We start from the raw sequence: 20553 nt of genomic DNA, 5'->3' as shown, positions 1-20553 counted from the left end.
GCATGCCGTCTCTTCCTCTTGTTCGTCGGCTTCACCAGGACGAAATCGTCCGCGTACCGGATGAGAAACGCGCGGCCTTGCAGTCGCGGCTTCACCTCCTGCTCGAACCACACGTCCAGTACCCCGTGCAGGTAGACGTTCGACAGCAGTGGCGAGACCACGCCGCCTTGAGGCGAGCCAGACTCCGGGAAGGACACGGCCCCGGATTCCAGCACGCCCGCATGCAACCACTTGCCGATGAGCCGCATCTGCGTCCCGTCGCCCTTCGGGATGAGGACCCGCCTCACGGGCGGCGCGCGGTACGTGTCGGACTTCGCGCGTTCAAGCAGCGACCGGAGGTCGTCCTCCAGATGCGCCGCGTACTCGTCCGCGGTCTGCCCGTCCACGCCCACGGCGCCGTCCTTGCGCGTGCGACGGTACGCCTCGCGCAGCCACTCGACGTCGATGTGGTGCGCGAGCGTCGTGAACGCCACGCCAGGCGCTTCCCTCGCCAGCTTCGCTATCCGCTCGAGTTTCGTGGAGATGTTTTGGGAGCCCGGTGTCTCCTTCATCTTTCCCTCCAGCAGCTCCATGTCCCGGCACCCCCTTCGCTCCACGGGGTCCCTCGGGACGGTTCCCCCGCTTCATCCGCTACTACGAGGTGCTCGGACGCCTCGTCACCCTTCCCGCCTCGCTTCGTTCCCTTCGCTCGGCGGTACCGCACCCGCCGCTGCGGCGGGCTTTTCTTGGCGGAGGCGACGGGGCCTCCCGGGTTCCTGGGGAACCCTTGCGTGCACGCCCTGGTCTCCGACCCCGGGGGGTCCAGCGCGCCGAGCCCTTCGCCGCACGCGGCGTTCCAGCGCGTCGGTGTTGCCTTCCGCTTCTTGGACAGCTTGGGCACCCACCAGACATGGCATTTCGAGGCTCAATACAAGGCTTTCACGCTCGCTGTCTACGCTTCGCAGCCCGGGGTCTACCCTCCGAGCCACGCAAGACTCGCTTCCGGCTGGGGGCTAGCCTTGGCCGGAGAGGTCCGCAGGACCTCCATGGGTTCCATCGCAAGGTTTCAGCTTTCTACATGAGCATCCTCCTCGCCCAGGCTTTGCCTGGCGCACCCAAGACGCCAAGAAGAAAAAAAATTAAACATAAAAACTTTGGCGTCTTATGGTGTCTTATGGCGTCTTGACAGTTCGAAGTTCTGCACTTTCAGGCGATTTCAACCCGTTTGTCGCTCCAAGGCGGCGATCCGCCGTCGCCGGAGCGCTGTTGGCTGTAGAGGGGGTTGACCACGGAACCGCCGGAACGGCCCTGGTGGTCGAGGCGAGCCCAAAGAGAGGGGGAGGGGCCAGCGCAGGTCGCGCTTGAGGTGGTTCGCTCGGGGCGGGCGCTGGCCTCGGGGAGCTCTCGTCGTGCCGGCCGATCACCGGTTATCGGTCGAGCATCGGTCAGCCACGGTGCGGCGCGCAGAGGAGGCCGTTGTTGTACGCGTCGAGCGTCTCGGCCAGGGGCTTGCCGGTCGCCCAGGGCGAGTTCTTGCCCCCCTCCTTCACGTTGCTGCCGAGCGGGTTCTTCTTGAGCCACGCGTCGGCCGCGGCGATGGTGTCCTCGATGCAGCTCGACTGGTTGCCGATACCGACGTTGAGCTTGGCGACGATGAGGTGCTTCGCGATGATGTACGTGACGTCACCCTTGGTGGGACGGCTGATGATGTCGAGGAGCTGAGCCTTCGTGTAGGTCTTGCCGCCGATGGTCAGCTGCGAGACCTTCCAGGCGCTCTCGTGGTTCTTCCAGTAGCCGGGGGTGCCGGTGCCGGGGGAGGCGCACTGGCAGGCGCCGCAGTCGGCCGCGCAGCTCGAGCAGTCCTCGGAGCCGGCCTTGCAGACGCCATCGCCGCAGACCGGCGGGCACTCGCCGCAGTCGGCCGCGCAGCTCGAGCAGGTCTCACCGGCCTCGCAGACGCCGCTGCCGCAGACCGGCGGGCAGATGCCGCAGTCGCTCGGCACCTCGAAGCAGTTCTCGCCGGCCTCGCAGACGCCGTTGCCGGGGACCGCGGGGCAAGCACCGCAGTCGCCGGTGCAGGTCGAGCAGTCCTCGCCGTTCTCGCAGACGTTGTTGCCGCAGACCGCGGGGCAGGCGCCGCAGTCGTCCGAGCAGCTGCCGCAGTCCTCGCCAGCCTCGCAGGTGCCGTTACCGCAGACCGGCGGGCAGGCGCCGCAGTCGTCCGCGCAGGTGCCGCAGCTCTCGCTGCCGTTGCAGGTGCCGTCGCCGCAGGCGGGCGGGCAGACGTCGCAGTCGGCGCTGCAGCTCCCGCAGTCCTCGCCGGCCTCGCAGGTGCCGTTGCCGCACTGGGGCGGGCAGACGCCGCAGTCGACGGCGCAGGTGGAACAGCTCTCGTCGCCGCCGCAGACGCCATTGCCGCAGGAGAGCTGGTAGCCGAAGTCCGCGTCGAGCAGGTCCTGCGCCCAGCCGAGCGAGACGACGCCCACGTTGTCGAGCCCGCCGTCGGGGTCGGCCGTCGGCTCCTGTCCAGCGAGCGGGCCGCTCGCCATGAAGTTGTCGGGCGTGATGACCACCGAGTAGGTGCCCGCCGGGAGCGTGTCGAAGAGGTAGAAGCCGGGCTGGCCGGTGTAGGGGCTCGTGCCGGTGATCGTGAAGTCGATGAGCTGGGCGCCCTGGAACAGCTCGACACGGACGCCGTTGACGCCGAGCTCGCCCGTCTCCGGCTCGTAGAGCCCGTCGGCGTCGCTGTCGAGCCACACCGTGTCGCCGATCGACGAGTACGTCACGTAGCCGAAGTCGGCGTCGGCCACGTTCTCACCCGCGTCGAGGGACACGCCGAGCGGCTCGTCGTCGCTGGTCAGGATATGGCCGAGCGGGAGCGTCGCGTCGTCGACGTCGACGACGTAACAGCCCGCCTCGAGCTCGGTGAAGCGGTAGACGCCGTTCGCGCCGGTCACGGCCGTCTGGAGCAGGGCGCCGTCGGCGACGCCGTCGCAGTTCGCGTCGCCGAAGAGGTCGACGACGACGCCGGAGATGCCGAGCTCGGAGGCGTCCTCGATGCCGTCAGCGTTCGCGTCGAACCACACCTTGTCGCCGATCGAGCCCTTCGGCGCCGTGTAACAGACCTCGAGGAGAGGGCGGTAACCCATGTCGGTGTGGGCGCTGCCCTTGTACGACGTCTTGCCGCTGGCGCCCTCCTCGAGGAGGATCCCGTGGCTCGGCGCCGTCCCGTTCACCCAGCTCTGCACGATCCCGGTGAGGTCGACCGAGCTCCACCCGGTGACGTTGGGCACGAACGAGGTGAACGCGGCGGGGTCCATGCCGCCGAAGTTGTTCCACGTGACGAGCTCCTCGCTCCAGGGGGCGAGCACCTGGTGGACGTACACGGTCTTCGCGGTGCTCGTGTACGTCAGGGCGTAGAACGTGGCCGACGTGACGAGAGAGCCGGCGGGGATGGGGCTGAGATCGAAGCGGAACAGGGCGCGCTTCTCTCCGACCGAGCTGGAGTACCCGGTGTTGACCTCGAAGGGGGACGGGACATGGTAGCTCGGGGCGAGGCTCCAGATCTCCGCGTTGTAGATGTCGCCCAGGACACCCCGCTTGATCACGGTGCAGGTGGGAGACGGAGCGGACGTGTTGGCGAGGCTGGTGGCGGCGATGAACAGCGTGGCGAGCGCGGCAGAAGATGCGATTGCGATCTGCTTCATTGGTAGCTCCTCGAGGTCCTCACGGGTGAACCATTGCTGGAGCGTCATCCGAATAGCAGGCGCCATGACTCACGGGTCAGGCGAGGTCGGTTTCGCGGGCTCCGGTCGGAATGAGCCCCCGCGGGCTGATCAGGATCGGATCAAATACGCGGGTGCTCTGGCTTCGATCAGAGGGCGGATGCGCGAGGTGACAGTGTTCAAGATAGCAACTCGACGACGAAGGTGTCCAGATCTTTTTGAAGACAAACCAGAAAAATACATCGAGTTGCGCAGTGACAATTCTGGGTCGTGCGGTGACGTTTTTGGGCTTCTCACGTCGTCTCGCGTCGTCTCACGATCTGTGGGGAGGAACGCAGAGACGAGCTTGGTCTGTCGCATCGATGTCTCATCGATATCGCTGGCCAGCGCGCAGCTCGCGGTCCGCGGGTTGCGGCGTGCCCCGCGCGGCGCGCGCGGCGGCGGCGCGCCGCGACGCTCAGCCGGATCAGCAGCCCTCGCCGACCCTTCGCGGAGGCCGAGGGACGAACACGATCGGATCAGGTACGCGGGAGTGTCTGACGAGATTTGATGCAGAGTGCGCACGGGACCATTTTTCAAGATAACGAGTCTTCGCTTCGCCTGTCTAGATCCTTTTTTGCCGCGTGAGCTTTTTATGTGGCTCTTGGTCTCGCGTGCAGCCTCGCGTGCAGCCTCGCGTGCGGGCTCGCGTGCGGGTGGGTGTCAGGCGCCCGGCGCAGCTCATCGCGCACCGCTCATCACATCCTGTTCATCGCTCGCCCCCGGCGCGGCGCCGGAGGTCCGCCGCCGCTGGTACGCCGCACACCAAAGCCGGCTCACCAAGGCGCCCGGCCCAGGATGGTGAGCCCGGCCACGCGCTTCCCGCTGCTCGAGACGCTGAGCGGGACCGCGGCCGAGCGAGCGCTGCTGGCGGCCGATTGGCGCGACGCCGGGCGGCCATCGAGTGTGGCTGGAGCGGCTGGAGCGGCTGGACAGGGACGGGCTCCCGGCGTAACCGCGTCCGCCGGGCCCGGCGAGCGCCGAATAATCGGCATGGGCTTGACGACCATCCCCCCGGCGGAACGACAATACGCCACAATGATAACGGTCCGTCCTCCTCCGATGACGGCCGAGCTACTCGAGCGCACGGACAGGTACGTGGTGGCGGTGTGGCGGCGGCTCATGCTGCTGGTCTGGCGGGGCGAGGCCACCGCGACCGGCATCGATCGCTCGCGAGAGCTCTTCGCTCGCTGGTCGGCGGACCAGCCGTACGGCGCGGTCTTCGTCGTCGTCCTCCCCCTTGAGCACACCCTGCCGCCGGACGAGGCGAGCCGGGCCGCGATGCGGCGGGCGGCGAGCTCCCCTTCCCGGAACCTCAGGGGCACGGCCACGCTCGTCGAGTCGGAGGGGTTCATCGCCGCCTCGGTCCGCTCCATCATGATGCTGCTGCAGACGGGGCGGGCGCCGAACGTCTTCCGGACGACCGGCGAGCTCGCGACCTGGGCGGCGACGCTCCTGAAGGACCCCGAGCTCACCTCCGCCGGCATCGCGGAGGCGATCCGCGTGGCGCGCGAGGGGTGACACAGCCCCGAAGCCCCAGCGAGGCGCTCACCCCGCGGGCCCTGCCTCGGGGATCGGCACGCGGCCAATCGCGTAAGGCAGGATACGTGCGATGTTGCGCGCGTCGTCGATCCCGCGGTGGTGTGTCCCGTGGAGCGGGAGCCCGAGCCGCTCGAGCGCGCTCGCCATGCCGTAGCGCTGGGTCACCCCGAGCGCCGCGGAGAAGCGCTTCTTGAGGTTCATGTGCCCCTGCAGCGGCAGGGGCACGCCCCAGCGGGCCGCGTCGATCTCGAACTGCTTGCGGTCGTAATCGCCCCACGAGCAGAAGAGCGCCTCCCGCTGGCCGACGAAGCGCCCGAGCGCCGCGATGGCCTCGGGGAACGTGGGCGCGGCGTCGACGTCTGCTTGCGTGATCGTGGTGAGCTTCGTGCAGAACTCCGTGAGCCTCGGCCGGATGACCGGGCGCACGAAGGTGGCGAGCTCGCTCACGGGCTCGAGCGTCGCGCCGTCCACGAGGACCGCGCCGATCTCGATGATCTCCATGATGCGCTCGGGGATGCGGCCCTCCTCGTCGCACGTCGCCTCCAGATCGATCACCAGGAAAAACGCGGGGTCCTTTCCCATGTCCGTCCTCCTCTCTGCTGGACCTTGATAGGATCCGTGCGAAGAAAATGCCCGGACACGAAACCGGACAGGCCGCTCCCGCGGGCTTTTCCTGGGAGGATTACGTCGCCTGGCTCGTCGCGCAGCACGGCTCCTTGACGGCGGTCGCCGAGCGGCTCTCCTCCCTGCGTGGCTACGAGGACGACGTGACCTCGATCGAGCGCGCCCTGCGCCGGCTGCGGGCGCGCGGCCAGCGGGACGGCGGGACGTGGGGGGCGCGCGCGCTCGCGGCCTTCGGCTTGCCGGACGCGCTCACCGAGCGCGCCCGCTGGATGGGCGCCTATCACTCGCGGTTCACCGACTTGCCCCTGCCCCTCGCCCAGGACCTCTTGCGCCTCTGGGATCGACCGCCGGTGAGCGAGGATCCGACCTCCCGCGTCTTCCTCGCCCTCGCCCACGCCACCTGCGTGCTGCGCGGCGACGACCGCGAGGCCGGAAAGACGCACCTCGCCCGCATCCGGCCGCTGCTCGGAAAGGCCCCGCCCGAGGCGCGGGTCGAGGCCCTGCTCACGGAGGCCTTCGTGGCGAGCCGCGATGACGTCGCGCGTGTGCCTGGCCTGCTCGACGAGATCGAGCCGCTCTTCGAGCTGCCGATGCCCGCCAGCGACCGAGCCTGCCTGTTCGCCCGGTGGATCGATCAACGCGCCTTCGAGCGGAACCGCGCCTGGGGCGGCAAGCAGCCGGATCCGGCGGCCGCGGAGGCGCTTTACCGGCGCATCCCGGAGGACGGTCCGGCCTTCGCCCGGGCGCGGCGCGCGAACGGCCTGGCGTATGCGCGGTGGAAGCAGGGTTTCCCCGAGGAAGGCGCCGCGCTCGCGCGCGAGGCGTGCCGGCACGCGGGGGACGGCGGGCACCTGCGGATGCGCGCGATGGCGCTGAACATGCTGGCGCGCATCGTGGGCGGCGACGAGGGCGCGGAGGCGAGGCGGCGGGCGATGGCGATCGCGAACGAGCTCGAGGACGAGGTGCTCAGGCTGCGGTTCGAGCGGCGAGCGGAAGCGGGAAACAAGCGCTGAGGCCGGTCAAGCCGCCTGCAAGGCCTCCTCCTTTTCCTTCCGGGAGACGGGCCGCACCCCGGCGAGAGCAGCGTCGGAATCGTGCCAGATGGCCCGTGACGCCCGGACGGCGCGCTCGTGCTCTCCGAGAGGCCTTTACGCAGGGCGCGACTTCGCCGATCCTGGTGGAATGAATTTACGTCTTGTTTCAGCTTGGGCTTTTGCTGTCGCGCTTCATGCATCCGGGTGTTCGGACGTCGGCACCGATCCTGGCGATTCCGGCGCCGGCGGCGGCGGCGGTAACGGGGGCGCGGGCGGGGAGGACGAGAACGGTCTCGGTGAGATCGCCGGCGTCGGCGGAGGGACCGGGCTCTCGACCGCGGTGAGCGTGATCATCACGGCCGACAATGCGTACGGCTTCGGCTATGGAACCGGCGACGGGCTCCTGAGCTATTTCGGGGGCATCGAGAACAACCTCGCCGAGAGGATATTCAACTGTCCCATCGGCAACGGGCCCGAGTCGTACACCGTGCCGGCCGCGTCCGCGAACGCCGGGCATTATCTCTACATCATCACGTACGCCGACAAGTCCACGACACAGGGCGTGATCGGCCAGTTCTTCCGCGAGGGGGCCGCCCCCGTCTTCACCGGCCACGGCGCGTGGGAGGTCTGCGCGACGGGCGAGGACTACGACCTCGGCTCGAACGGGCCGACGCTGGAGACCATCAACCAGCATATCGCGCGCTGCAACAGCGGTGATCTCGACCCGCAGACGACCAGCGCCGGCTGGGTGACCACCGAGGCGTCCGCGCACGGCCACGTCGCATTCGGAGAACGGAACGACACGGCGCGCTCGGTCCCGGAGCCTGGCAATGAGTTCTCCATCGTCTGCGACATCGACGAGGAGGCCCGGTGGATGTGGTACGAGTGGGATCCGGACCGCAGCGCCGGCAGCCCCTTCATGTGGCCCGGCGGCAGCGGCGGCAACGTCACCAAGGACTTCCTGATCTTCCGCCTGGGCGCCGAGTTCATCCCCGAGGTCCCGCTCTAGAACAACGGCGTGAGTCAGCGAATCGTCCGCGCCGTCGCGCGATTGGAACTCATGACGCGGTGAACGCGTCCTCGCCGAGGTGCCTCGCGCGCGCGTCAGCACCGCGAGGAGGTCACGCCGGGTACGCGGGGAGCACGAGGTCGCTGGCGGCGCTCGTGACCATCTTCTCGAACCAGCGGGAGAGCGGGCGCGAGGTGAGCGCCCGGTACATCGTGTTGCGCAGCGCGAGCTGCACGCGGGTCGGCGGCGCGAAGAACGAGCCGACGCGCTTCGCCCCCTGCTGGCAGCGCCGGGCATATCGACGGATCCGCGCTTCGTAGCGCTGGAACGCGGCGCGATGGTCTCCCTGCGCGACGGCGAGCTCGCCCGCGAGCACGTACGCGCAGACCACGGCGAGGCCGGTCCCCTGTCCGCCGAGGGTGCCGCCGTAACCGGCGTCGCCCAGGAGCACGACGCGACCCCGCGAAGTGCGATCCATGTCGATGCGCCCCACCGCGTCGAAATACAGGTTCGGACTCTGCCTCATCGCCTCGAGCAGACGCGGCACCTCCCACCCCATCCCCGCAAACCGCTCGGCGAGGATCGCCTTGTGCTGCGCGACGTCGCGTGGATCGTGGTCGAGCGGCCTGGAGGCGAACATCAGGAGCGCCGTCGCCTCCTCGGGGCGGCGGGCGCTCGCGACGCTGGCGGCCCGCCCCGGCTCGCTGAAGATGAGGCCCTGGTGATCGAGGCCGAGGTGGTTCGGCGCGGCGAACGTCGCCACGTAGTAGCCGTGGAAGCGCAGGAACCTCGACTCGTCGCCGAACGCGAGCGCGCGCACGCGGGAGTGCAGCCCGTCGGCGCCCACGACAAGGTCGAAGCGCCTCGGCCGGCCGCGCTCGAACGTGACGTCGACGCCGCCGGGCGTGTCGGTGAGCGAGGCGATGCTGTCGCCGAACACGAACTCGGCCGCGTCCTTCGCGGCCTCGTGGAGGATGCGGCTGAGATCGCCGCGCTCGATCTCCACGTCGCCGCTCGCGAACGCCGCGGGGAGCGTGACGAGGCGCCGGCCGGTCTCGTCCACCATCGCGAGATCCCGCATGTGGGTCTGATGCTGTCGAATCGCGTCGAGCACCCCCATCTCGCCGAGGACGCGCAGGTGCGTCGGCCCGCGGAAGTCCACGGCGTTGCCGCCTGCCCGCAGGGCGGGGGCGCGCTCGACCACGGTGGGGGTGAACCCGCGGCGCGAGAGCCAGTAGGCGAGCGCGGGGCCTGCGATGCCTGCGCCGGAGACGAGGACGGTGCCGTTCGACATGGGGACCTCGGGAGGAAGGTTGCGTACGCCGTACGCAACCGAGCGCGTACGACGTACGCACGAGCCTGGCGACGACGGCGGCGTCCGTCACCCCACGAACGGCGCCATGGCCGAATATTCTAGGCTATAACAGCCGCGGTCGCGCGCCGCGCCCCGGCAGGATTGCGCGCTCTTTCAACCGGCCATCTGTGCTAGTACAGTCACCATGCCTCCGGTGAAGCGCGGCGCGCCGGCGAACCGCCGCAAGTCGGCCGACGGACCGCCCTACCTGCAGATCGCGAGCGACCTGCGCGCGCGCATCGCCTCCGGGCGCCTCCGCGCGGGCGATCGCGTCCCTTCGACGCGCCAGATCGTTCGCTCCTTCGGCGTCGCGCTCGCCACCGCCACCAAGGCGCTGTCGACCCTGCGCCACGAGGGGCTCATCCGATCGGTCCCGCGCTCGGGCCACGTGGTGGCCGAGGGCGATCGCGCGGAATGTGAGCCGTCAGAGCGAGGCGGCGCGTTGACGCGCGAGCGGATCGTGCAGGTCGCCATCCGGCTCGCCGACGACGAGGGGCTCGACGCGCTCTCCATGCGCGGCGTCGCCGCGAAGCTCGGCGTGCCGACGATGTCGCTCTACCGGTACGTGGAGGGCAAAGACGCGCTCGTGCTCCTCATGATCGACGCGGTGTTCGGCGAGGACCCGCTGCCGAGGCCGCCTCCTTGCGATCTACGCGAGGCGCTGATCCGCGCGGCCGGCGCGCAGTGGGCGCTGTACCGGCGGCACGGGTGGCTCGCGCACGTGCTGCCGCTCGCGCGGCCGGTCGCGCTGCGCAACGTGATCGCGCACGCCGAGTGGATCCTGCGCGCCATGGAGGCCCCCGGGATCGACGCGGCGACCCGGCTCGAGGCGCACATGACGCTCTACAGCTACGTTCGCGGCGTCGCCGTGAACCTCGAGTCGGAGCGCGAGGCCGAGGCCACCACGGGGATGACCGAGGCGCAGTGGAACGAATCGCAGGGGGCCGCGTTCCTGGCGATCGCGACGTCGGGGCCGTATCCGAGCTTCGCCAGGCTGCTGGACGAGCTCTCGGGCGGGTACGATTTCAACCTCGATCGCGTGTTCGAGTTCGGCCTCCAGCCGATGATCGACGGCCTCATGAAGACGTTGCGGCCGCGCGAATGAGCGGGCCCGCAGCGCAAAGCCGAGCTCACGCGCGCGTCAGCACCTCGAGGATGTGCCCGTCGAGATCGCGGAAGTAGAAGCCGCGGCCGCCCTTCCGGTGGTTGATCCGGCCCACCTCCTTCGCGTGCGGATCGGCGCTGAAGGGGATGCCGGCGCTCTGGATGCGCTCGAAGATCCGGTCGAACTCCGCGTCGTCCACGAAGAACGCGTAGTGGTGCGGCTCGAACGTCTCGCGGTCGGCGAAGTCGAGCGTGAGCCCGCCGTTGACGCGCACGGGGGAGAACGGCCCGAACGGCGCGTCCACCGCGAGTCCGAACATGTGCGCGAAGAACCGCGCGGCAGCCTCCTTGTCGTGCGCCGGGACGATGGTGTGGTTGAGCTCGATCGACATCGGTGATCCCCTCCCCTTTTGCCATTCGATCCGAGCGCGGATCGTCAAGGGCGCGCGCGTCCTCTTCCAGGGTCGCTCCGGTTTCGCGGAGTTCTTCCCGTCGCACCTTCCAGGGTTGATGTGCTCCGCGAGCCCGTGCAAAGGGCGCCTGACAGCGGATGAGCTGATGCGGGCAGGAGGCGCCACGCAGGCGGAGGAGCGAACCGGCATTTCTGGCGGGACTGTTCCGCGGGGGCGAACCGTCGCGATCCCTCGCATCCCTGGGGATCTGGGGAGGGCGTGACGACGTATCGCCCCCCGCGGGAGGCCTGGGCCCAACCCGGGCCCAGTTGTCGAGCGACGGGCCTGGGGAGCTTGCGGCGCAGAGCCGATCCGTGAGACCTTTCGTGCGGGAGGTCACAAGAGGCGACGAGCTAGCAGTGCCTTCCGTGTCCCGCTAGCAAATCGGTGTTTGTACTTAGTACTCGATGGATTCATAGCCGATGGACAAGCAAGTAGATGTCGTGGTCGTAGGCGCCGGGCCGGTCGGGCTCCTGCTCGCGATCGAGCTCAAGCTGGGCGGCGCCGGTGTGATGGTGCTCGAGCGGCTCACTGAGCCAAGCGTCGCCCTGAAGGGGACTGCAGTCGGACCGCTCGGCGTGGAGGCGCTCCAGCGCCGGAGCATGGGCCCTGCGCTCGCCGAGGCGGAGGATCGCCACTTCGCGGCCATGGGACGGGTGGGCGTGGAGAGGCGGGCGCAGGCACACAGGTCCAGGGGGCATTTCGCCCTTCTCCCTCTCCGATCAGAAGCAGTGGGCGAACCGGAACGGCGCATGCTCTGGGTGAACCAGCAGGGCGTGGAGGCGATCCTGGGCGCGCGGGCGGCCGCGCTCGACATAGAGGTACGGCGCGGGTGCGAGGTCACGGGCTTGGACCAGCATGACGATGGCGTCGCGCTCCACTGGGCTTCCCCGAACGGGCCGGAGCATGCGCGCTGCGGCTGGCTGGTCGGATGTGACGGAGGGCGCAGCTCGATCCGCAAGATGGCCGGGTTTGCCTTCCCCGGTACGCCGCCGAGCCAATTCATGTACCAGGCCGTGCTCGACCTCGACCACCCCGAGCGCCTGCCGCGCGGGTCGACCCGCACGCCGGAGGGCGTCGTCATGAACGGACCTCGGCCTCGCTGGCTTGTGATGCACGACTTCAGCGGTCCCCCGGCCGATCGCAATGCGCCCGTCACGCGCGAGGAGATCGAAGGCGTGCTGCGCCGAATCAGCGGCGCGGATGTCCGCGTGACGGCGATGGAGCAGGCGAATCGCTTCACGGACAGCGCACGTCTGGTCGACACGTACCGCCGGGATCGCGTCCTGCTCGCGGGCGACGCGGCACACATCCATTCGCCTTTGGGCGGCCAGGGGCTGAGCCTTGGGCTGGTCGATGCGGCCAACCTCGGCTGGAAGCTCGCCGCCGTCGTTCGCGGCGACAAGCCGGACATCCTGCTCGACAGCTACACGTCCGAGCGGCGGCCCGTGGCCGAGGCCGTGCTGGCCAACACGCTCGCCCAGGTCGCGCTCACGCGGTCCGACCCGCAGTCGAGCGCAATGCGGCAGATCTTCGCGAAGCTGATGGAGATCGACGCCGTGAATGGCCATCTCGACGGGCTGACGAGCGGTCTGGCCACGCGCTACGACCTCGGCGCGGAGCGAGACCTGGTCGGACGCCTCACCGGCGATCGCGCGGTCGGCCGCCCCGATGCTCGAACATCGCTGTTCGCGGAGATGGCGGAGGGCGAAGGCCTATTGCTCGACGCGTCTCCTGACGGGCACGCCGCCGGTCTCGCCGCCGGGTTCACGCGGGTGCGCTGCTTACCGGCCGACGCAGGCCCGTCGATGCTGATCCGGCCCGACGGATGCATTGCTTGGGCCGGCGACGTGGGAGACGTCGAGGGGTTGGTGGACGCGCTTGAGCGCTGGTTCGCGTCCGCCGCTCCCCGGCCAGGCGGCTTCCAGGAACGGTCATGGTCGGCCGGGCCATCGTCCTCCGCGCCGTCGCGATCGGAGCAGCGAACGTAACCGTTGGGCCACACCGGAGCCGCCCTCGGCGGCGAGACAGGCGGAAGCTATCACAATTGCTACTGTTTCCGGCGACGGCTCGTCATCGACCGGTGTTTCTGGCGGGACGATTTCGCGGGGGCGAACCGTCGCGATCCGTCGCCTGCCCCGGGGATCTGGGGAGGGCGTGACGACGGATCGCACCCGCTCGGGAGGCGTGGGCCCAACCCGGGCCCAGTGAATAGGCGTTTGCGGGACGGCGCCCGAGCAGCAGCGGCGGCGAGGTCCCGGCGCAGTCCCGTAAACGCCTATCATTGGCCCAACCCGGGCCCAAGGGTCAAGCCCCAGGCCTGGGAGCTCGCCGTGATCGATCCGTCGCCTCGGGCGGCCGTGGTCGCCTCACTCGCCAGCACCCTGAGCGGCGCCATCGCCCTCGGGGACGAGGTGGCGGCGCGGGCCGTTCACGAGGCGATCGGTCGGCTACTCGGGCTGCCGGTGGCACCGGAGGGGTGAGTAAGCTTGGACCGAACGTCGAGCTCGCCGCTCGCGTCGACTCGCTGTCGGAGCCTTGCCGCTCGCCAGTGCCCGCAGGCTCTACTGGGATCGCCCGGGCGCGGCGGTTGCGTGCCGAGCGCGATGAAGTCGGCGCACATCGCGAGGATCATGCCGCCCGCGATCGCGTGGCCGCGCACGGCGGCGGCGAACGGATTCGGTAAGCGGAACGCCGCGCCGAAGGCGGAGTCGAAATCGTCGAGGAAGCTTGAGAGCCTCTCCCGATCGAGCGATGCGAGCTCGTGCAAATCGAGCCCCGCGGACAGGCACTGTCCGGTGCCGCGGACGAGAACGCCGCTCACGGCGTCGTCCTGCGCGAGCCGCCCGAAGACGTCGGTCATCTCACGGAGCAACGCCTGGTTCATGGCGTTGACCTTGGGTCGGTTCAGCGTGATCTCGGCCATGCCGTCACGGGTGAGCACCTCGACGCATTGCATCGCGAGATGCATCGCGCAGCGCCGCTCATGGCGCAAGATCGCGTGTCAGGCGGCTCCGCGGAGGCGGCCGGACGTGCTAGACACTCGCCTCATGGTACGGAAACACACAAACATCCTCGTTCGTGCACGCAGCATGCTCTCGGTGATGGCGTTGGCGCTGGCCCTCGGCGCGTCCGCGTGCGGCTCCGACCCGCCGCAGACGCCCGGCGAAACCCCCGACGCCTCCTCCGGCGGTGGCCCCCCCGGCGACGGCGGCGGCCCCTCCGGCGGCGGCGGCCCGCCCGGCGAGGGCGGCGGCCCCGACACACCCGATCCTGACCCGAGCGACGCCATGTTCGATCCCGACCACGTCATCGAGGTGGGAATCACCCTGGCGCCCGAGGACTGGGAGACGCTCCGCCGCCAGTCCCGCGACGTCTCGGAGGTGATCGGCGAGGGCTGTATGGAGGGCCCCAAGAGGAGCCCTTACACCCAGTTCCCCGCGACCGTCACCGTCGACGGCGCCACGCTCGAGATGTCGTCCGTCCGCAAGAAGGGCCTCCTCGGTTCCGCCAGCGTGTCGAAGCCGTCGCTCAAGGTGAGCTTCGACGAATACGTGGACGGGCGCGAGTACGCCGGCCTCAAAGGGATGACCCTCAACAACGCCCGTCAGGATCCCTCGCTGATCAAGACGTGCCTCGCGTTCAAGGTCTTCCGCGACGCCGGCCTGCCCGCCTCGCGCTGCAACTTCGCCCACGTGACCGTCAACGGGCAGGACCTCGGCATCTACGCGCACGTGGAGCCGGTCGGGAAGCGCCTCCTCAAGCGCCATTTCACGGACGCGAGCGGCGACCTCTACGAGGGCCAGCTCAGCGACTTCCGCGACGGATGGACCGTCACGTACGAAAAGAAGACCAACGAGGACGACCCCGACCTGAGCGAGCTCGACGCGGTATCCGCCGCGCTCCTGGCCAGCGACGCCGAGCTCGACGCGACGCTCGGCGCGGTCCTGGATATCGAGATCTTCCAGCGGTACTGGGCCACCGAGTCGCTGATCGGCGCGTGGGACGGCTACGCGGGCAACACGAACAACCACTTCGTGTATTTCGACCCGGCGTCCGGGAAGATGTCCTTCTTGCCGTGGGGCCCCGACATGTCATTCGACGCGGAAGACCCGCTCGGCCCGCTAGGGCGGCCGCAGTCGGTCTCGGCAAAGGGCGCCATCGCGAACCGGCTCTACCAGACCCCGGAGCTCCGCGCTGCCTATGCCGAGGCGATGATGGACCTCCTCGAGACGGCCTGGAATGAGGACGCGCTGCTCCTCGAGATCGACCGGATGGAGGAGCTCCTCGCGCCGTACGTGCGCGCGGACGCGGGGGCCGTGAGGGAGGCGACCGACGCGATACGGAGCTTCGTGAGCGGGCGCCGCGCCACGATCACCGCCGAGATCGCGCCGACGCCCCCCGCGTGGACGTTCCCGCAGCCCGCCACCGCGTGCCTGACGACGGTCGGGACCGTGAAGGGCACGTTCTCGACGACGTGGGGGTCGCTCACCGAGCCGGATCCCTTCGCCGCGGGGACGGGGACGTTCGACGCCGCGTTCCCTGCGGATGACCCGCAATCGGCCGGGACCGTCGGCTCCGCGGCGGGCTATGAAGGCTCCGAGCCAGGGGTCGAGTCCATCACGAGCGGCCGCGCCCAGGTGACGGTCGTCGGGAGCTTCCCCGACGGGACGGTGCGCGCCCTCGTGTTTTTCGTGGACCCGGAATTCTTCGCCGCCGGAAAAGAGCGCCCGTACGACTGGCAATCGGTCCTGGCGTTCGCGCTTGATTACACGCAGTCGGAGCCGGTGCTCACGGGCTTTTTCGGCGACGGCAAGATCCACTTCGACGAGGCCTCGACGGAGTCGGGAGCGCCGGTCACGGGCTCCTTCGAGGCGACCGTCCTCGGAGGCGGTCTATTCTGACGTGATGCCGATTCTGCTCCGCCCGGCAGGACGGCGCTGGTCGTCGCGCTCGGCCTCGGGGTCGTGATGGTGAGCGCCCGGCGCTATGCGGAGTACGGGCATGTGGTGGTCTCGCGTCGCGGGAGCGCGAGGGGCCCGGTGGACGAGGCGCTGGCCGCGCGTGGCCTCACCCGCACCGTGATCGCGGTGCTGCGCCGCCAGGCCAGTCGCCGACTCCGATCGGTGATGCGGCGGGCCCTTCACCGCAGGCGACGCGACGGAGGAGGGCGCCCCGTTGGGCCACACCGGAGCCGCCCTCTGCGCGCAACAGGCGAAAACGATGAAATATCTACTATTTCCGGTGGCCGCTCGTCATCGACCGATTTTGCTGGCGGATCCCCTGGGATCTCGGAGGGGCATGACCTGCTCCGTGAATGATAACGAGGGTTGTCGGCATGTCCCCGGCCGGAGGCGACCAAGGCGCCGGGGACATTTCGACACACAGGCCGGCGTTCGGATCCGTCGATTCCGAGAGATCGCCGGCGCGCGTCCAGGCGAGCGGCGCGCTCCGCCGCGCCACCCCGACGACGGCCTCGGAGGGTAGCCGCGGGGGGCGGAGCGTGCGTGCTGTGGCGCGCGGCGCCCCGGCCGCGGCTGCTTGACTGCACGACCGAGGTTCGAAAGAATCTCAACAGGTATGTATTCAGCCCTCTTTCGGAACGTGCTCCTCGAACCGCCCGGGCCGGACCCGCACGCCGGGTGGTGTGGCAGGGGACGCCAGGGATCGCCTCGGGCCCCTGTGCCGATTCTGGGGTCCCTTCGATCGGCGGGTTTGGAGGATCAATATGGCTGACGATCGAGCTCTCGCGTCATTCTTGGACACTTCTCCTGCGCCCGTGGCCGAGCCAGAGCCGAGCGAGGCCCTGCGCGGCGCGCTCACGTTCGGCACCTACCGAGTCGGTGGCGAGACGGCCGCGCGCTTGGTGACGAGCGCGCTCGAAGCGGGGGTGCGCAGCGTCGACACGGCCCACCTGTACAAGAACGAGCCGGCCGTATTCGCTGCGGTGCGCGCCTTCGAAGCCGCGCATCCCGAGCTGCCGCAGATTCGTGTTTGTACGAAGATCTTCAAGCATCTGCTGTTCGATCAAACGTTGCGGGCGGTCGAAGGCTCTGTCGTGCGGCTCGGTCGCGCGCTCGATTTGGTGCTGCTGCATCGCCCGCTGCCCGCCGCGATGTGGCGCGCGCTCGATGCCGCGGTCGCGCGCGGATTGGTGAATGAAATCGGGGTTTCGAACTATTCCGCTGCGCGTTTGAAGGAGCTGCTGATGCTCTGCGACGGCGTGACAGGCGAGCCTTGCCGTCGCCCCGCGGTGAATCAAGTGGAGCTCCACCCCTTTGTCGGACCCGTGCAGCCACTCCTGGCGCTGTGCCGCGCGGAGGGGATCCGCGTGCAAGGACACACGGTGCTTGCGCGCGGGCAATTCCTCGAGTTTCCGCCGCTCGTGCGCCTCGCGCGGTCGCTCGGGGTTTCGACCGCGGTGGTCATGCTGCGTTGGGCACAACAGCTCGGTGCCGAAGTCGTGTTTCACACGACCCAGGCGCAACATCTGCGTGAGGCGATCGACGCGACGCGCGCCGCCGAGCCGGTGCTCAGCGCGCTTCAGCTGGCCGAGATCAGCGGCTACTATGGTCTCGAAACGCGGCGCTTCTTTCCGGAGGCGGCCACACCCTCGCTCGACGCCGAGCTCGGCGAGGTGACCGACACCGGGACCTACGTCGAACGGGTGGCTGCGCGCTTGGCCGAAGATCGCCGTGCCCTCGAAGCCGGGCTGCCCGTGTCCGACCTGGCGCTGAACCTGCCCGCGAACTCCAATCGCCAGCTCTCGACGGACCCCGTGGCCAACCAGCTCGCGCTGCGTCTCTTCCCAGTCGAGGGCGACAAGACCGCGGTATCCAGCTATGGGCGTTTTCGCGATCTCGTGCGCAAGCTGCGTTCGCGCGCGCAAGCACAAAAAGAAGCACAACTCAAAAGCAGGACACCGATCTGCTCGCTCAAGCCGGGTCACCCGGCACTTCGTCCGCTGCGTTTCGTCGACGGCGAGCCGGTGTCCATGGCCGTGGCCTATCCCGAAGCCATGCCGGTAGAGGTCGCGCCCGCGCACGAGCTCGCCCCCTTCTTCGACTTTCTGCGGGATCCGGAGCGCCTCGGCTCCTCGCCGCCGGATCTCGGCGAGGCGCCGCTCATCTTCCAGCGCGGCGCTTACTACGCGGACGAACGCATGGACCTGTGCAAGCAGGTCGTGGGGCCCGCTCACATCGCCGCGCTGTGCGAAGCCGTGGAGCGACCGTTCGGCGCGGCGCACGCGCCGCGCTGGGGCCGGGTGCGGCACTTCCTGCTCGGAAATAACATCGCGTGCCAGGGCGCGGGCGATGAAGGGGCGCGTGCGTTCGCGCGTCTGATGTCCAATCCCGAGGTGACGATCGAGACCTGGTACCTCGCAGGCAATTGCATCGACGCGGAGGACATGGGCATCATTGCCCAAGCGCTCGAAGACAATCGCCATGCGCGCGCGTTGTGGTTGAAGCGCAATCCGCTCGGCGCGGGCGGCGCAGCGCATCTCGGCCGTTTGTTGGCCAAGAACAGCACCCTGTCGCTCCTCGACGTGCACAACACGGGTCTATTCGACGAGGGCATCGAAGCCTTGGCGGACGCCTTCGAAGCCGCAGGTGGCGTCCTGCATCTCCGCCACCTGTACGCTGCTGCCAATGCGTTCTCACCGCGCAGCATCGCCGCGCTGCGCCGTCTGTTCACCAGACAGCTGCCAGAACCGAGCTCGCTCGTGTCGCTGTCATTGTCGCTCAATCGCTTGGGCAACCCGGGCTGCGATGCGTTCGTCGACCTGCTCGAGGCCGGTGCGCTCGCCCGCCTCGAACGCCTGGATCTCGGCTCGATCGGCCTCGATCGACCGGATTTGACGCGGCTCGTGGACGGACTCATCGCCCACTGTCCGAAGCTTCGCAGCCTGAACCTGGGCACGTACCTGAGCACGCGCGACCTGGGCGAAAAGACCAATCTGCTTCGGCCGGAGGTCAGCGCGCTCGTTCGCTTGCTTCGCGAGCACCCGGCGCTCGAGCTGCTCGACGTCTCGATCTGCGGCTTATCCCAGGCCTCCATCGACGAGCTCGTCGCTGCCTGCGGCGCTCACCAATCGCTCCACGGCGTTGGCGGCCATGCGCTTCATCATACGGAGCTCGAACGGCGCTTCTTGAAGCACCCCGAGCGCGTGCTGCACATCGACTCGATCTATCGGGGACGGGCGTAAGCCTGGCGGCCGCGGCGGTGCGCGTCGCGGGATCCACGAGCCACGGGCGCCTCGTGCTACGATCCCCTCGTGACGAAGGAGAAGGCCAGGCCGGGCGAGACCCTCATCGCGCGCAACAAGCGCGCGGTGCACCGGCGGTCGTCTGAGGCGGCGCGCGGGCGCGGGTCGGCCGGGACGCGGTGCCCTGGGTCGGCGCGCGGCGGCTCCACGTGCTTCGGAACTCATGCCACGCCGGAGGCGTGCGGAGCTGCCGGCCGGGCGGTGCCAGGGCGCGGTGGTGTCGTACCCGTGACGGTAGAAGACGTCGCTCACGGATCCCGCGCGCACCGGACCCCGATGCCGGCTGCGCGGGTGGTCGGAACCCGATGGTCGCGGGTGGAGAGGAGCAGCGCCTCCGGGACGCTGCGCCAGCCGCCGCCGCGCATCACCCGCTCCGTCCCGCCCGTCGTGACGGAGCAGTCCACGCAGTCGGGCGTATAATCCGCGTGCCAGTCCAGCGCCCACTCCCACACGCCCCCCGCCAGATCCGCTTGCTTGAACAGCCCGTCTCCCTGCGGTGACCTCGATCCGACCGGAAGGACGTCCTCGATCACGCACCCCGCCGCATCGCTACCATTGCAGGCATACACGGCGTGGTCCGGATCGATGGCCACATCGTCCGGCGAGGCGGACCACGGATAGGGACGCTGCTCGGCGCCGCCGGCCGCCGCGTAGCCCAGCTCCGCGTCTGTCGGCAGCCGGCCGCCGTCCCACGCGCAGAACGCAAACGCCAGGTGCCAGCTCACGCAGTTCATCGCCAGGCGCTCGTTCGCGCCGGGCTCATCCGTCCACACCCACGTCGTGCCCTCCGAATCGCAGAGCAGCCCTTCCAGGAGCTTCGCTCTGTCCGCCGGCAGATGTTCGTCCCACGTCGCGTACCACCCGCTGCCCGCGATCCTCGGGTGAGCGCCCGCGTCCACGGCTGGCCGGCTCCCGGGATACGCGTCCACGAACGCGCGGAACCGCCCCAGCGTGACCTCGAACCGATCCAGCAGGAAGTCGCTCACGGTGGCCGGGAAAGCCGGGTCGTTGCTCCGGTTGAACGTGCCGCCGGTCACCAGCTCGCTCGCGCAGCAGCTCTCGTCTTCCGCCGGCCCGCACGTCGCAGGCAGCCCGACGCAGCGACTGCCGGTTTCCACCCTGCCGCCACCACCACCACGGCCGCCGCCGCCGTCGGCGCCGCCGCCGCCACCGCTGCCGCCGTGCTCATCAACTGGATGGTAGGGCTTGTCCAGCCCGACGACCGTCGTGCACCCGACGCCCGGCAGGCACAGCGCCACCCAGGACCACCGCGCAGATCGCTTCCTCATGCTCGTATCTCTGTTATCGAGGCGAGAGCCAGGAATCAATAGAGCGCTGCTGGATGGTCGGAGGAGGGGCATCCTCGTGTGACCCGCGCGGGCGCGGCTCGGCCGCAGGACGCGCGAGGTGGATCAAGGGCCGACA

At 69.4% G+C, this 20553-nt stretch carries 13 protein-coding genes and 1 pseudogene; 7 read left to right on the top strand and 7 right to left on the bottom strand.

Annotation, left to right across the window (positions count from 1 at the left end; translation table 11 throughout):
* Positions 1-17: 17 nt before the first annotated feature.
* Positions 18-248 (bottom strand): annotated as a pseudogene (locus WMF44_RS05480) (reverse transcriptase domain-containing protein); the annotation flags it as partial.
* Positions 249-1424: 1176 nt separating this feature from the next.
* Positions 1425-3686 (bottom strand): SdrD B-like domain-containing protein, encoded by a 2262-nt coding sequence (locus tag WMF44_RS05475; RefSeq protein WP_437298061.1) that lies wholly within the window; start codon positions 3684-3686, stop codon positions 1425-1427.
* A 1119-nt stretch (positions 3687-4805) separates the two neighbouring features.
* Here WMF44_RS05475 and WMF44_RS05470 point away from each other — a divergent pair.
* On the top strand, positions 4806-5264 hold the full coding sequence (locus tag WMF44_RS05470; protein WP_437298060.1) for a hypothetical protein: 459 nt from the start codon (positions 4806-4808) through the stop codon (positions 5262-5264).
* Positions 5265-5291: 27 nt separating this feature from the next.
* On the opposite strand, the gene WMF44_RS05465 is transcribed toward WMF44_RS05470, so the two are convergent.
* Positions 5292-5867, bottom strand: coding sequence for an exonuclease domain-containing protein (locus tag WMF44_RS05465; protein WP_437298059.1), 576 nt, complete (start codon positions 5865-5867; stop codon positions 5292-5294).
* 47 nt (positions 5868-5914) lie between these two features.
* On the opposite strand from WMF44_RS05465, the gene WMF44_RS05460 reads away from it, so the two are divergent.
* Positions 5915-6922, top strand: coding sequence for a hypothetical protein (locus tag WMF44_RS05460; RefSeq protein ID WP_437298058.1), 1008 nt, complete (start codon positions 5915-5917; stop codon positions 6920-6922).
* Positions 6923-7091: 169 nt separating this feature from the next.
* On the top strand, positions 7092-7952 hold the full coding sequence (locus tag WMF44_RS05455) for a hypothetical protein (protein ID WP_437298057.1): 861 nt from the start codon (positions 7092-7094) through the stop codon (positions 7950-7952).
* A gap of 112 nt (positions 7953-8064) precedes the next feature.
* Here the strand turns inward: WMF44_RS05455 and WMF44_RS05450 are convergent, their stop codons facing one another.
* The gene (locus WMF44_RS05450) at positions 8065-9246 is read right to left on the bottom strand and encodes an FAD-dependent monooxygenase (protein WP_437298056.1); all 1182 of its coding nucleotides are present in this window, start codon (positions 9244-9246) and stop codon (positions 8065-8067) included.
* Between the two features lie 205 nt (positions 9247-9451).
* On the opposite strand from WMF44_RS05450, the gene WMF44_RS05445 reads away from it, so the two are divergent.
* The gene (locus WMF44_RS05445) at positions 9452-10411 is read left to right on the top strand and encodes a TetR/AcrR family transcriptional regulator C-terminal domain-containing protein (RefSeq protein WP_437298055.1); all 960 of its coding nucleotides are present in this window, start codon (positions 9452-9454) and stop codon (positions 10409-10411) included.
* Positions 10412-10436: 25 nt separating this feature from the next.
* Here the strand turns inward: WMF44_RS05445 and WMF44_RS05440 are convergent, their stop codons facing one another.
* Positions 10437-10802 carry a VOC family protein gene (locus tag WMF44_RS05440; RefSeq protein WP_437298054.1) on the bottom strand — a complete coding sequence of 122 codons (366 nt, stop codon included), beginning with the start codon at positions 10800-10802 and terminating at the stop codon, positions 10437-10439.
* Positions 10803-11284: 482 nt separating this feature from the next.
* Here WMF44_RS05440 and WMF44_RS05435 point away from each other — a divergent pair, with 482 nt between their 5' ends.
* Positions 11285-12853: an FAD-dependent monooxygenase gene (locus WMF44_RS05435; protein WP_437298053.1), complete on the top strand. Its 1569-nt coding sequence runs from the start codon at positions 11285-11287 to the stop codon at positions 12851-12853.
* 440 nt (positions 12854-13293) lie between these two features.
* Here the strand turns inward: WMF44_RS05435 and WMF44_RS05430 are convergent, their stop codons facing one another.
* Entirely contained in the window at positions 13294-13833 is a 540-nt protein-coding gene (locus tag WMF44_RS05430; protein ID WP_437298052.1) for an enoyl-CoA hydratase/isomerase family protein, read from the bottom strand.
* Positions 13834-13912: 79 nt separating this feature from the next.
* Between WMF44_RS05430 and WMF44_RS05425 the strand changes: the two genes are divergently transcribed.
* Both WMF44_RS05425 and WMF44_RS05420 read left to right on the top strand, forming a co-directional pair.
* On the top strand, positions 13913-15766 hold the full coding sequence (locus WMF44_RS05425) for a CotH kinase family protein (RefSeq protein WP_437298051.1): 1854 nt from the start codon (positions 13913-13915) through the stop codon (positions 15764-15766).
* Positions 15767-16641: 875 nt separating this feature from the next.
* On the top strand, positions 16642-19068 hold the full coding sequence (locus tag WMF44_RS05420; protein ID WP_437298050.1) for an aldo/keto reductase: 2427 nt from the start codon (positions 16642-16644) through the stop codon (positions 19066-19068).
* A 308-nt stretch (positions 19069-19376) separates the two neighbouring features.
* Here WMF44_RS05420 and WMF44_RS05415 read toward each other — a convergent pair whose 3' ends face one another.
* Positions 19377-20417 (bottom strand): formylglycine-generating enzyme family protein, encoded by a 1041-nt coding sequence (locus WMF44_RS05415; protein WP_437298049.1) that lies wholly within the window; start codon positions 20415-20417, stop codon positions 19377-19379.
* Between the last annotated feature and the right edge of the window lie 136 nt (positions 20418-20553).

Source organism: Sorangium sp. So ce426 (assembly GCF_051475585.1).
In the GTDB taxonomy this organism is placed as follows: Bacteria; Myxococcota_A; Polyangia; order Polyangiales; family Polyangiaceae; genus Sorangium; species Sorangium cellulosum_B.
This window is presented reverse-complemented; position numbering and strand designations above follow the sequence as displayed.

Coding starts and splice junctions, on each gene's coding strand:
- WMF44_RS05475 (WP_437298061.1), bottom strand. CDS start 3,686: ATGAAGCAGATCGCAATCGCATCTTCTGCCGCGCTCGCCACGCTGTTC.
- WMF44_RS05470 (WP_437298060.1), top strand. CDS start 4,806: ATGACGGCCGAGCTACTCGAGCGCACGGACAGGTACGTGGTGGCGGTG.
- WMF44_RS05465 (WP_437298059.1), bottom strand. CDS start 5,867: ATGGGAAAGGACCCCGCGTTTTTCCTGGTGATCGATCTGGAGGCGACG.
- WMF44_RS05460 (WP_437298058.1), top strand. CDS start 5,915: ATGCCCGGACACGAAACCGGACAGGCCGCTCCCGCGGGCTTTTCCTGG.
- WMF44_RS05455 (WP_437298057.1), top strand. CDS start 7,092: ATGAATTTACGTCTTGTTTCAGCTTGGGCTTTTGCTGTCGCGCTTCAT.
- WMF44_RS05450 (WP_437298056.1), bottom strand. CDS start 9,246: ATGTCGAACGGCACCGTCCTCGTCTCCGGCGCAGGCATCGCAGGCCCC.
- WMF44_RS05445 (WP_437298055.1), top strand. CDS start 9,452: ATGCCTCCGGTGAAGCGCGGCGCGCCGGCGAACCGCCGCAAGTCGGCC.
- WMF44_RS05440 (WP_437298054.1), bottom strand. CDS start 10,802: ATGTCGATCGAGCTCAACCACACCATCGTCCCGGCGCACGACAAGGAG.
- WMF44_RS05435 (WP_437298053.1), top strand. CDS start 11,285: ATGGACAAGCAAGTAGATGTCGTGGTCGTAGGCGCCGGGCCGGTCGGG.
- WMF44_RS05430 (WP_437298052.1), bottom strand. CDS start 13,833: ATGCATCTCGCGATGCAATGCGTCGAGGTGCTCACCCGTGACGGCATG.
- WMF44_RS05425 (WP_437298051.1), top strand. CDS start 13,913: ATGGTACGGAAACACACAAACATCCTCGTTCGTGCACGCAGCATGCTC.
- WMF44_RS05415 (WP_437298049.1), bottom strand. CDS start 20,417: ATGAGGAAGCGATCTGCGCGGTGGTCCTGGGTGGCGCTGTGCCTGCCG.